At 60.4% G+C, this 11,892-nt stretch carries 10 protein-coding genes, 1 tRNA gene and 1 pseudogene; 7 read left to right on the forward strand and 5 right to left on the reverse strand.

Annotated features, from left to right (window positions below):
- The coding region (locus tag R6U20_RS08335) for a YncE family protein (RefSeq protein WP_410337401.1) at positions 1-788 on the reverse strand (788 nt) is incomplete at its 3' end.
- 80 nt (positions 789-868) lie between these two features.
- Positions 869-1,129: a hypothetical protein gene (locus tag R6U20_RS08340; protein ID WP_410337402.1), complete on the reverse strand. Its 261-nt coding sequence runs from the start codon at positions 1,127-1,129 to the stop codon at positions 869-871.
- 351 nt (positions 1,130-1,480) lie between these two features.
- Between R6U20_RS08340 and rsgA the strand changes: the two genes are divergently transcribed.
- The 3 genes from rsgA to R6U20_RS08355 all read left to right on the forward strand — a co-directional run bounded on the left by rsgA (position 1,481) and on the right by R6U20_RS08355 (position 3,784).
- Positions 1,481-2,452 (forward strand): ribosome small subunit-dependent GTPase A, encoded by a 972-nt coding sequence (gene rsgA, locus R6U20_RS08345; protein ID WP_410337403.1) that lies wholly within the window; start codon positions 1,481-1,483, stop codon positions 2,450-2,452.
- A 191-nt stretch (positions 2,453-2,643) separates the two neighbouring features.
- On the forward strand, positions 2,644-3,159 hold the full coding sequence (locus tag R6U20_RS08350; RefSeq protein WP_410337404.1) for an RNA polymerase sigma factor: 516 nt from the start codon (positions 2,644-2,646) through the stop codon (positions 3,157-3,159).
- The gene (locus tag R6U20_RS08355) at positions 3,146-3,784 is read left to right on the forward strand and encodes a hypothetical protein (protein WP_410337405.1); all 639 of its coding nucleotides are present in this window, start codon (positions 3,146-3,148) and stop codon (positions 3,782-3,784) included. Before R6U20_RS08350 ends, R6U20_RS08355 begins: the two co-directional genes overlap by 14 nt.
- An 85-nt stretch (positions 3,785-3,869) precedes the next feature.
- On the opposite strand, the gene R6U20_RS08360 is transcribed toward R6U20_RS08355, so the two are convergent.
- Positions 3,870-3,949, reverse strand: a tRNA-OTHER gene (locus tag R6U20_RS08360).
- Here R6U20_RS08360 and R6U20_RS08365 point away from each other — a divergent pair.
- Positions 3,942-4,379, forward strand: coding sequence for a DUF4252 domain-containing protein (locus R6U20_RS08365; RefSeq protein ID WP_410337406.1), 438 nt, complete (start codon positions 3,942-3,944; stop codon positions 4,377-4,379). The two genes, R6U20_RS08360 and R6U20_RS08365, sit on opposite strands and share 8 nt — an antisense overlap.
- Positions 4,380-4,603: 224 nt before the next feature.
- Here the strand turns inward: R6U20_RS08365 and R6U20_RS08370 are convergent, their stop codons facing one another.
- The gene (locus R6U20_RS08370; RefSeq protein ID WP_410337407.1) at positions 4,604-4,939 is read right to left on the reverse strand and encodes a DUF3467 domain-containing protein; all 336 of its coding nucleotides are present in this window, start codon (positions 4,937-4,939) and stop codon (positions 4,604-4,606) included.
- Between the two features lie 167 nt (positions 4,940-5,106).
- Complete coding sequence (locus R6U20_RS08375) at positions 5,107-6,516, reverse strand: cystathionine beta-synthase (protein WP_410337408.1); 1,410 nt, start codon at positions 6,514-6,516, stop codon at positions 5,107-5,109.
- Between the two features lie 264 nt (positions 6,517-6,780).
- Between R6U20_RS08375 and R6U20_RS08380 the strand changes: the two genes are divergently transcribed.
- The 3 genes and pseudogenes from R6U20_RS08380 to R6U20_RS08390 all read left to right on the forward strand — a co-directional run.
- A complete protein-coding gene (locus R6U20_RS08380; RefSeq protein WP_410337409.1) occupies positions 6,781-8,298 on the forward strand; it encodes an ATP-binding protein in 1,518 nt (505 codons plus the stop codon).
- A 156-nt stretch (positions 8,299-8,454) separates the two neighbouring features.
- The gene (gene lon, locus R6U20_RS08385) at positions 8,455-10,980 is read left to right on the forward strand and encodes an endopeptidase La (RefSeq protein ID WP_410337410.1); all 2,526 of its coding nucleotides are present in this window, start codon (positions 8,455-8,457) and stop codon (positions 10,978-10,980) included.
- Between the two features lie 279 nt (positions 10,981-11,259).
- Positions 11,260-11,892, forward strand: a pseudogene (locus tag R6U20_RS08390) (hypothetical protein); the annotation flags it as partial.

Genomic DNA, 11,892 nt, shown 5'->3' on the forward strand with positions numbered 1-11,892 from the left:
ACAATGGCGACTTCGTTCGCACGAGCACATGACACCAGTGCGGTATTGCCGTCGGGGGTCATGTAGATGCGCAGCGGAAAGCCCTCGACCGTAAACGAATCGACGACTTCGAGTGTCTCGGGGTCGATAATTGATACGGTGTCTTCGGCACGGTTCGATGCCCACACCTCGCCGCCATCGGGCGTGAGGGCAAGCCCCTCGGCCCCCTCGCCCGTAGCAATGTGCGCGTCTACGCTGCCGGTATCGCGGTCGAGCGCGGTAATGGTGCCGCTACCGATGTTGGCGGTGTAGAGGTGCACGTCCCCCAGCGCCAGCATGTGCGTGCCCTCCTGGTCCGTAGCCATTGTGCGCTGCACTGCGCCGGTCTGCGGGTCGAGTTTCAGCACGGCTTGCTGTCCCTCCGCAGTCACGTATACCGCCGTACCGTCTGCATCCACCTGAATGCCGTGGGGACGACTGTCTGGCTCCAGCATGACGCGCTCGCGTTCGGTGCGCGTCTCCAAATCGATAATCGAGATGCTGCCTTCCCCTTCGTAGTTGGCTACGTACGCCACCGGTTCGCTTGGGTGTACCGCCACCTCGTGCGGACCGCGTCCCACCGCAATGCTGTCCTCCACACTGCGAGTGGCGCGATCCACAACGTAAAGCAGGTCGTCGGTCTTGTCGGCAATAAGCACGGTACCGGTGGCAGCACGGTCGTCTTCAGGAGGTGTAGCATCAGCGTCAGGTGCAACGGTGCCAATCAGCACCAGGCAGAGCGCAACAGACAGCAGGCGAGAGGAAAGCATGGTGGTTGAGGACTTGACAGAGGGGATGCGTTGCATGTGCCACAGTGTACTCCTGTAGCGCGCGTACGCTACAACGTATGCTACGAGCGGGGCGGGTCTTCGTCAACAACGGTCGCGTCGTCGATGTTGGGGTCGAGCCCTTCGTAGAAGGCTTTGCGTGAGCGGGCGGCTACGGCAGTAGTGCGGGCGTGCAGCGTGTGCGCGGCGCGGCGCGACCATCGATGCGCAATGCCACTGACCTGCACCACGCGCCCGAGCCATGTAAAACGCTCAACGCGCCGCTCGCTTCTGTTGGACGGCTCCGGGCGCGAGGCCGTATCGTGGGTGGAATCTGAAGGCATAAAAGCGTGCTGGTATGCAACAGGGCGGGGTACTGATTGGCCCACAAGGACCACTACAGGGCCTGTACGTGCAATGGGTAGACAGGTGCCCGTGGGCACAAAAGAACGGGGCAGAGCCCCTGTACGGCACACGTCGCACGGCGGAGCGATGCGACGAGGGGGAACGGTAGCCGGGTGGACGGGCTTGCTTTTGTAGATCCCGTACAGCGTTCATACTGAGCGCCTGTGCAATCCCTCTATGCCGTTCGTTGAACCCCGTCCTGTATCGCAGCGCCGCCGATGCGGATCAGCAGACCGGGTCAGGCTTTGAACCGGACGGTCTGCGCTTTCTTTCTTGCTGGATGTGTGCTTATGAGTACGACACCTGCCTACGAGGGCCGTGTGTTGCGATCAACCGGAAGCTGGTACGAGGTACAGGTCGCTGATGCGCCTGCAGAGGTGCCCGCAGTGGTCCCCTCCCGCATTCGCGGTAAGTTCCGCCTCGAAGACTCGGACGTAACCAACCCGGTGGCGGTGGGCGACCGGGTGACCATCCGCTACAACCCGGATGAGGAGACGGGGATGATCGTTGACATCCATGAGCGTCGCAACCGCTTGAGTCGCCGTGCGGCGGGGCGGCGTGTGGAGCAAGAGCATGTGATGGTGGCCAACATCGATCGGGCGTGGGCGGTGCAGGCAGTGCAGCAGCCCCCTCTGAATCCGGCCTTCGTGGATCGCCTGCTGGTGATGGCGGAGATGCATAACATTCCAGCAGGACTCGTTATTAACAAGATCGATCTGGCGGATACGGAGCAACGGCAGCAGGCCAAGGAGGTGGCGGCGCGCTACCAGGCCATTGACTATCCGGTGTACTGCACCAGCGCCATCGAGGGCACCGGCGTTGCGGCGTGGAACGCGGCGCTCCGCAACCAGGTGAACGTGGTTACGGGGCCGTCGGGGGCTGGCAAATCGAGCCTCATCAACGCTATTGCACCCGAGCTGGAGATTGAAACGAAGTCCATTAGCGAGCAGACGCAGAAGGGGCGCCATACGACCACGTTTGCTGCGCTGCACCCCTTGCCCGAAGGCGGGCACATTGTGGATACGCCAGGCGTGCGCGAGTTCGGCATCCTCGACCTGCATCCCGCCGATCTGTGTCACTTCTTTGTAGAGTTTGTGCCGTACATCGACGCGTGCAAGTTCGACGACTGTACGCACGACCACGAACCCGGCTGTGCCATTAAGGAGGCGGTGGATGAAGGGGCCATCCACGCTGCGCGCTACGAGAGCTACCTGAGTATTCTGTACTCGCTACAAGACGGAATGGAAGGCGTAGGGCGATAGACAGAGCAGCAACGTCCCCAACTCCCTCATCTATGCCCGCCCCTGTGTTGAAACATGGGTTAAGCAGAACGTCATAGCCCGTTCCGGCCATACCTGTAACAAAGCGTACGGGCGGTACGTGAATGCGGGTGAACACGGGAGATGCTCCCACTTTTGTCGGCTTGTGCCTCCATCACCCACTCCCCTGTTTTGTGGACGCTTTTACAGAAAACGTGCACCAGTATCAGGATCGCATCTATGGGTTTGCGTGCGCCTACCTAAAGGACGATGCCGCAGCCAAAGATGTGACACAGGATGTATTCATCCGGTACTGGAACCATTACGATGAGATCGACGACGACCGCGCTATTGCCTGGCTTATGCGGGTTACACGCAACGCATGCATCGACCTGCTGCGTAAGCGCCAGACCCGCCGCAAGTCGGTTACGGTTGATTCAGAGAACCTGCACCGCGCTCCCGATGGGGAGGCCAATCCCCATGCAGATGCGGAGGCCACCGATTTTGAGACACGGCTCGATGCGGCGCTCGCCCAGGTCGATGAGCCATACCGCAGCGTAGTTACAATGCGGGAGCTCCACAACATGAAGTATAAAGAGATCAGCGACGCGCTGGATATGCCCATCAACACCGTGAAGGTGTATATCCACCGCGGACGCAAGAAACTACGTCACCAACTGGCTGAAGTACTCGACTATGAATCGACGTAACCCGAACCGCCCCCCTTACGACTGGATGGACGCCCGGGTGGAGGCCTATGTAGATGGTTCGCTGCCCGACGACGAGGCCGCCCGGTTTGAGGCGGCCCTCGACGCAGCGCCTCACTGGAAGATGCAGGTGCGCCATGCCGAACGCATTCGCACTACGCTGCGCGAACGCACGCTACCTGCGTGTCCCCCTGAATGCACGGAGGCGATTCTCGACCAAACCGTGCGGGCCACCGCCCCGGCCCCCACCACGGCGCAGCAGACCGATGCTGCGTCTCGCACCGCCTCCAGATCCTCCTGGCTCGACCGCATTGCGGCTGCCTTCGACGTGCTCACGCAGCCTGCGTACAGCACCATACTGGCTGCCCTCCTGGTGGGCGCCCTCGTGTGGCTGATCGCCGACCCCATTCTTGACGCACCGCACGATACCTCGGAACCCACGGCCTCTCATATCGAGGCCCCCTATACCGATGAAGATGTCGCCCAGGCCCAGGCCGAAGCGGAATGGGCATTGGCCTACATCTCAGACGCCAGCCAAGACGCCAGCACAACAGCCGAACGCGAAATGGAACGCGCCCTGAGTCCGTTCTTCAGTGCGCCGGACGCCTCCTCGCCTGCTACCCCTTAACCTCTGTATCTCCATGCGTACATTGCGTGTTCTTGCCGCTACCCTTACCCTCGTATGCTTTGCCGGACTGACCGCCCCCGCCAGCTGGGCGCAGTCGGATTCGGTAACCAACGACCCGGGCTACGTTGATCTCAGCCGCTTTACCAGCGCCCTCGACATGCGCCCGAACGTTGAGGTCAATATTCAGGGAGCCTTGCTCGACATGGTAAAGAATCGCGCTCAGCGCGAGGACGACCCCGCTGGCCGCCTGATGCGCAACCTGCGCTCCATTCAGGTCCGCGGCTTCCCCACCGAAAATGTGGAACTGTCGGACTATAACGACCTCCTCGACCGCCTGGCGGATGACCTCGTCGACGATGGCTGGGAGCAGGTGATGCGGGTGCAAGAAGACAACGAGAACGTATCCCTCTTCATGCGTCACAATGATGACCAGGTGGCCGGCCTCACGATGATGGTGAGCGACCCTTCTGATGAGCGACTGCTGTTTATCAACATCGTAGGCACCATCCAGCCCGATGATCTCGACACGTTGATGGGCGGATCGGGCATCGAGCTTGACGACGTGCCTGCTCCTGACAACGATGCCGAAAAGTAGGGGATGCCATGTTCGCGGAGGCAACATCCGCACGTAGCACGCTGGCGGTGTTTCTGGCAAACACGCGCAATCAAACACAAAAGGCCCGGTGCCACACACGGCACCGGGCCTTTTGCTGTTGGGAAGCGACGGGGGCCGCACTTCAAAAAACGCGACCGCTGATCCCCACGCTGGTTGCAGGGGGAAGTATCGCTTCTCTACGAAGCAACCGGATGGGGGAATGATCAGGCCTTGCCCCGGAAGCCCCCAAAGTTCATAGGAGGCGCACTGCCGCCGTCATCGTCGCCATTGGGCTCCTGGATGGCGCCGTGGGCTTCTTCATAACGGGAAATATTGTCTTTCAGCGCGCGAAGGAGACGCTTGGCGTGCTGCGGCGTTACGATGATCCGACTCTTGACGCGCGCTTTCTGCACACCGGGGACCACGCGAATAAAGTCGAGGATGAACTCCTCGGGCGAGTGGGCAATCATCACCAAGTTGGCGTAGGTGCCTTCAGCCTCCTCCTTGGTCAGCTCAATGTTCATTTCGGAGTCGTCGTCGCTCGGGTTGAATGTAGCCATAGTTTCAAAACAGTAGGAAAGAGGGAAAAAAGAGGGGTAGCGGTTGAGCCGTAAGTGATAGCCCCATCTACACAAAACGATTCCAGAGAGCCTGGTTGTGGAGGCCTGCAATCAAGAGCAATCACGTAGAGGGGAACCACTACCCAAAGCGGCAGGGGGAGGCGAAGTCAAGACGCTCCGTTGCCATTGGTCTGTGCCAAAGCGCCAATCAAGTCGCTCTTGGTGATGACAGCATAGGCTCCCGAAACAGCGTCGTCTTCGACAAGGACCGCACCGGCCCCGCTCTCAAGGTAGCCCGACAGGTGCTCCAAATGCAGCGACGGCGGCACCACCGGCAGCGGATCCCCCATCACGTTTTTGACGGCTTCGTTGCGGGCTTCGGGCGAGGCAATCAATTCGTTCAGAATCTGCGTTTCGGTGATGCTGCCCATCACCTCGTTCGCCTCATCGAGCACCGGCATCTGCGAAATGCCCTTGTCGGTCATGCGCTCAATAATGGAGCCGAGTGTATCGTCGGGCGCAGCGGCAATGACCGGAGCATCCGCTGAACGCCGCTCCAGCACATGCTTTACGGTTACGTTGGTACGATTCTCCAGGTAACCATGGCTGCGCATCCACTCGTCGTTGTAGGTTTTTGAGAGGTAGCGGAAGCCCGAATCGGGAAGCAAGACCACCACCACGTCGTCTTCGTCGAGCGTGGCCTCGTGGTCGTGGAGCCATTGCAGCGCCCCCGCCATCGCCATGCCGCACGACTGTCCGATGAAGAGTCCTTCCTCGCGGGCCAGGCGACGCGTCATCTGCATGGTGGTTTTGTCATCGACCTGCACAAAATCATCGACGACATCGAAGTCCATGTTTTCGGGTAAGATATCTTCCCCTACCCCTTCGGTTACGTACGGGTAGATCTCATCGTGGTCGAACACACCCTCGTGAAAGTACTTGTGGAAGACCGACCCGTACGGATCGACGCCCACTACGGTGAGGTCTTCATTTTGCTCTTTGAGATAGCGTCCGGTGCCCGAAATGGTACCGCCGGTGCCCGCGCCCGCAATGAAATGTGTAATACGCCCGTCGGTCTGCTCCCACAACTCGGGGCCCGTAGTGGCCACGTGGGCCGCCACATTCGACGGGTTGTCGTACTGGTTCAGATACACCGAATTCGGAATCTCCTCAGCCAGACGCCGCGCCGTGGAGTAGTACGAACGCGGATCGTCGGGCTCAACGTTGGTTGGGCACACAAGCACTTCGGCTCCAAGTGCACGCAGCACATCCACCTTCTCCTGACTCTGTTTGTCGGTTGTGGTGAAGATGCAGCGGTAGCCTTTGGCGATAGCAGCAACAGCGAGCCCAGCCCCCGTGTTACCGCTTGTACCCTCGATGATGGTGCCTCCGGGCTTAATCAGCCCCTTCTCTTCGGCGTCCTCAATCATAGAGATGCCAATACGGTCCTTAACCGACCCGCCCGGATTGAAAAACTCGACCTTGCCCAGCACGGTGCAGGGCACTGATTGAGCCAGTTGATTGATACGCACCAGGGGCGTATCGCCCACGGTTCCCAGAACACTATCGTGCCACATAATGGTTTAGACGGTCGGTGAGACAAATCGAAAGGGCGTCTTCTGAAGCGGAGACTCGCATGCTGAAACACACGCACAAGGAGTCAGCGCCACATTTCATGAAAGGATACAGCACATGTTGTATTGGATGGTGGGTATTCCGTTTCTTATAAATGCCGTGGGCTCCAAAGCCACGCACCAGAACGCCACGCACCAGAACGCCACGCACCAGCCTGCGTCCACAGTAGGCTTTCGCTCCTTCCCTCTACCGAAGCGTTCCTCCCCATGAATCCCGAACTGCTTGTAGCCACCTGGTCGTGCCACCAGTCCAAACCAGCCCCCCGCACCACCACACCCTGCACCATCTTGCATTGCAATGAAGCCTGGCGCCACGTGATGGGGCCTACACGTTCGCCCTGGGGGCGCTTGCCCGACGACGATCAGCAGCGGGCCGTGGGGGCGCTCGACGAAGCCGCTTCGGGCGCACTTGTTACTGGGCTGCTTGTGTCGGCCCAGGCGCCCAGCCGCGACGAGCCGCTGCCCATCTTACTCAACGTGATTCCTGTGCGCCATGCCCCATCAGAGGGAACGCACATCGATGCGATTACGGTTACCGGTGAGGTGCTCGCTGAGCCTTCCAGCTGGGTGCCCTCCCAAACCAAGCGCCACCGCATGGAAACGCTTGGACGCATGACCATGGGGGTGGCCCACGATCTCAACAACCTGCTTAGCGGTCTCATGGGACACCTGGAGCTGGTGCGCGAGGCGAACGTGCTACACCACCTGCCCGACGATGTGCAGCAATCGCTGAAGACCGTGCATCGCGCAGCATCGGATGGGGCGTCGCTCATACAGAAGCTCCAGCGCTACATCCGCGACGACACCGAGATGCACATCGAGCCGCTCGACATTGAGGCGCTTATCGACGACTGCCTCATGCTTACACAGCCATACTGGCGCAATGAGCCGCGTCGCAAGGGCATCCGGATCGAAGTCGAGCGCGATTATGTGCATCCGCCGCTCATCAAAGGGGTGGCTTCGGAGCTGCGCGAGGTGTTCGTGAACCTGATTCTGAATGCGGTGCACGCCATGCCCGAGGGCGGCACGCTCCGCTTCACCACATACACCACCCAGGCGGATGCAACCCGCGATACCAACGCAGACAATGATGTCGTGGGGGTTAAGGTGGCCGACTCCGGCGTCGGGATGGAACCGGACGTACAGGCACGCATCTTTGAACCGCTATTCACGACCAAAGGCGAAGATGGAACCGGCCTCGGCCTTTCGGCCACATACAGCATCGTTCAAGAACACAATGGCACCATCCGCGTCGATAGCGCACCCGGAGAGGGAACCACGTTTACGCTTCTCTTTCCCAGTGCCGACCGCACCGCCTCGGACGCTTCCGCTGATGCCGACCGCCCCGACACGCCACAGTGTCACATTCTGGTCGTTGACGACGAAGCCATGGTACGCCGCACGATCGACAAGCTGCTCACGCATCAGGGGCATACGGTGCACCCCGTCGCATCGGCCCAAGAGGCACTGGACGAACTCGAAGGAAACACCTTCGATCTGGTGTTTACTGACTTTGGCATGCCTGAAATGAACGGCGCCCAACTGGCCGAGGTCGTGCACGATCGGCATCCAGAACTGGCCGTGGTGCTGCTTTCGGGCTACACCGACACAAGTCCCGCCCTGCCGCATGTGGACCACGTGGTAAGTAAACCCTTTACTGCAAATGACCTAAAGGCTGCCATTGCGACGGTATTGCCAGACATGCCTTCGCCCAACGATTCGTAACTGACAGGCAACGGTGCCAACCTGTCGGGGCTTGCGGGCGTAAGGGGGATGGTCTGGTCTTTGTGCCCTTCCGTAACTCGACGTTGCCGCGTGGGCACCCGCTGCACGGGCAGCGGCGATCCTTGCTTCCTTATCTTTGTGTACCTGCCGTCTTTTATGACCGAACTCGACCTGAGCGAACTATTCTCGATGGACGATGCCGGGGGCGATCCGGAGCAACGCATTCCGCTGCCCACCCCCGACGAGGAAGTGGAGATGAGCAATGCCGACATTCCCGACACACTGCCCATCCTGGCTCTGCGTAACACGGTGCTGTTTCCGGGTGTGGTCTTGCCCATCACCGTAGGACGCGACACCTCGTTGCAGCTCGTGCGCGAGGCCTTTGAGCACGACCGCCTGATTGGCGTAGTCGCCCAACGTGAGAGTCAGGTCGAAGACCCCACCCCCGATGACCTGTACGACGTCGGCACCGTTGCCGAAATTCTAAAGCTCATCAAAATGCCCGATGGCTCCAAGTCCATTGTCATTCAGGGCAAGCGGCGTATTGAGATTGGCACCTACACCCAACAGGAGCCGTACTTTCGGGCCGAAGTGGAGGCTGTGCACGACCCCAAACCCGACGAAGACCTGGAGATTCAGGCGCTGATCCACTCCATCAAGGAGCTCGCCGTGCAGATCGTGAACAAGTCGCCGAATCTGCCCAGCGAAGCCGCCGAGGCAATCGAGAACATCGAGTCGCCCACCTTTCTGATCCACTTCATCGCCTCCAACTTGCAGGTGGAGGTCGAGAAGAAGCAAGACATTCTGGCCACGCGGCCCGTCACCGAGCGCGCGAACAAAGTCCTCGATCAACTCAATGAGGAATTGCAAGTACTGGAGCTCTCGGAAGAGATCCGCTCCCGCGTAAAAACGGATGTGGACGAACAGCAGCGCGAGTACCTGCTGCGTCAGCAACTCAAAGCTATCCAGGAGGAACTGGGCGAAGGCGCAGGCGGCGGCGAGATTCAGGAGTTGCGTGAGCGCGCTGCCGAGAAAGACCTACCCGAAGAAGCCCGCGAGCAGCTCGAAAAGCAGCTCACCCGCCTGGAACGCACCAATCCTGCCGCGCCCGACTACGCCGTCACGCGTAACTACGTCGATTGGATTCTGGATCTGCCGTGGCTGGAATACTCCGAAGACCAACTCGACATTGAGCGCGCCGAGACGATCTTAGACGAAGATCACTACGGGCTGGAGGATGTGAAAGAGCGCATCCTGGAATACCTGGCTGTGCTCAAACTGAAGGGCGATATGAAAGCGCCCATCTTGTGCCTGCACGGGCCGCCCGGCGTGGGCAAAACCAGCCTCGGCAAAAGCGTGGCCCGCGCCCTTGGACGCAAATTTGTGCGGATGAGCCTGGGGGGCGTCCGCGACGAAGCCGAGATTCGGGGCCACCGCCGCACCTATGTGGGCGCTCTTCCCGGGCGCATTCTGCAAGGGCTCAAGAAAGCGAGCACGAACAATCCCGTATTCATGCTCGACGAGGTCGACAAGCTCGACAGCGGCTTCCGGGGCGATCCGTCGAGCGCACTGCTCGAAGTGCTCGACCCCGAGCAGAACGACAACTTCAACGACCACTACCTGGAACTCGACTACGACCTGTCGAAGGTGCTCTTTGTGGCCACCGCCAACTACATTGAGCGGATTCCGGCGCCGCTGCGCGACCGGATGGAGATGATCGAGATCAATGGCTATACGCAGAACGAGAAGCTCCAGATTGCCAAGCAGTACCTGCTGCCGCGTCAGATCGAGGAGAACGGTCTCACCGAAGACCAAGTCCGCTTCACCGACGACGCGCTCATGCTTCTCATTGATGGCTACACGCGCGAGTCGGGCGTGCGCCAGTTGGAGCGCACTATTGGCGCAGTGTGCCGGGGCGTGGTGAAAAAGGTGGCCACTGGAAAAATCGAATCGACTACCGTCGAAACTGACGACATTGAGCCATACATTGGGGCGCGCAAGTACTTCTCGGAGGTCGCCGAGCGCACCGAGGTGCCGGGCGTAGCTACGGGACTGGCCTGGACCCCCACCGGAGGCGATATTCTGTTCATCGAAGCGTCGCTCTCGCGCGGCTCGGGGCGCATGATTCTGACTGGGCAGCTGGGCGACGTGATGAAAGAGTCGGCCCAGGCGGCCCTCTCGTACGTGAAAGCTCGCGCCGATGAACTGGGGATTCCGCAAGACGCATTCCGCTACTGGGATGTGCATGTGCACGTGCCCGCGGGTGCCGTTCCGAAAGATGGCCCCTCAGCAGGAACGTCCATTCTTGCGGCGTTGGTGTCTGCTTTCACGCAACGCCGCGTAAAGCACACTGTGGCCATGACGGGCGAGATTACGCTGCGCGGACTGGTCCTGCCGGTGGGCGGCATCAAGGAAAAGGTGCTGGCAGCCAAGCGCGCGGGTATCGAACGCGTGGTGCTTCCCAAAAAGAACGAGAAGGATGTCAAGGAGATTGCCGACGAGGCGCTCGATGGCATCACCATCACGTACGCCGAGCGTGTAGACAGCGTCATCGACACGGTGCTCGAAGACAATGCCGTAACCGACCCCGAGGCCTTCTTCACCGTGCCCGAGACCGAGAAGCGCCTGCACAGCGGCCCCACAAACGGCACGTCAGAGGAGAACCCGGTTGTGGTCCGATAGCAAACGCAATCGCAAACGGCTGAAGAGGAAAGCCGCGCTCGTGGGAGGGTTGACGCAGCCCCTACCCCTTGGCGCCACGAGGCAGAGGGGCTGTAGTGTAGGTTATGCTGGTTGTGCCTTGCGACGAGCGGGGCGAGAGTTGGGTTGAGGGGGCAGCAGCTTAAACAGAGACGCTTCATCTCCAGTAAACGGCCCGTATCACTTTGCATCCCCCTCGGTCCCCCTTCAGGGAAGGGGTACGTGTTTAGCGTTTGTGTTCGCTGGTTATTATTGTAGGGTATGGCAGATACAAGAGATCATACCGACCATACCGATTTGGAGGATGCGCTGGAGATGCTCCAGGGAGCCTCGGGTGCGTCTGACGCGGCGATGTCTGACGCAGCGATGTCTGACGCAGAGCTGTCCGACGCAGAGCGGATCGACGTGCTTATTGCGTTGGTTCGTGCGCAGGCGGAGCGGATCGACGCGCTTCAGTCGAAGCTGGAGGCAATGCAAGCCGAACGCGACCGTCTGCGTGAGCGAGTGCGCGAGCTCAGCGGTGAGAACCGCCGGTTGCGCACCGAGCGCGATAACGCCGAGCGCGATAACGCCGAGCGCGCTGGCAAGCGGCAGGCCGCTCCGTTTCGGACGGAGGCGAAGAAGCGCTCCTCGTCTCCATCGCGGCCCGGGCGTAAGGGCGGACACGAGGCCTCCTATCGCCCAGAACCCGCGCAGATCGATGCCCGCGTGGACGTGCCCATCGCGTGCTGTCCGGAGTGCGAAGCCCCTGTATGCAATGTTGTATGCAATGTTGTATGCAATGTGCGGCCCATCCGCCAAGTCATCGAAGAGATTCCTCCGATCACGCCCCAGGTGATTGAGTTGACCACCTATCGCGGGGACTGCGACCGGTCTCGGGCCGCGGGCTCAGGC

This window comes from Longimonas sp., assembly GCF_046498435.1.
Classification (GTDB): Bacteria; Bacteroidota; Rhodothermia; order Rhodothermales; family Salinibacteraceae; genus Longimonas.

Coding starts and splice junctions, on each gene's coding strand:
- rsgA (WP_410337403.1), top strand. CDS start 1,481: ATGAGTACGACACCTGCCTACGAGGGCCGTGTGTTGCGATCAACCGGA.
- lon (WP_410337410.1), top strand. CDS start 8,455: ATGACCGAACTCGACCTGAGCGAACTATTCTCGATGGACGATGCCGGG.
- R6U20_RS08375 (WP_410337408.1), bottom strand. CDS start 6,516: ATGTGGCACGATAGTGTTCTGGGAACCGTGGGCGATACGCCCCTGGTG.
- R6U20_RS08380 (WP_410337409.1), top strand. CDS start 6,781: ATGAATCCCGAACTGCTTGTAGCCACCTGGTCGTGCCACCAGTCCAAA.
- R6U20_RS08340 (WP_410337402.1), bottom strand. CDS start 1,129: ATGCCTTCAGATTCCACCCACGATACGGCCTCGCGCCCGGAGCCGTCC.
- R6U20_RS08365 (WP_410337406.1), top strand. CDS start 3,942: ATGCGCCCGAACGTTGAGGTCAATATTCAGGGAGCCTTGCTCGACATG.
- R6U20_RS08355 (WP_410337405.1), top strand. CDS start 3,146: ATGAATCGACGTAACCCGAACCGCCCCCCTTACGACTGGATGGACGCC.
- R6U20_RS08370 (WP_410337407.1), bottom strand. CDS start 4,939: ATGGCTACATTCAACCCGAGCGACGACGACTCCGAAATGAACATTGAG.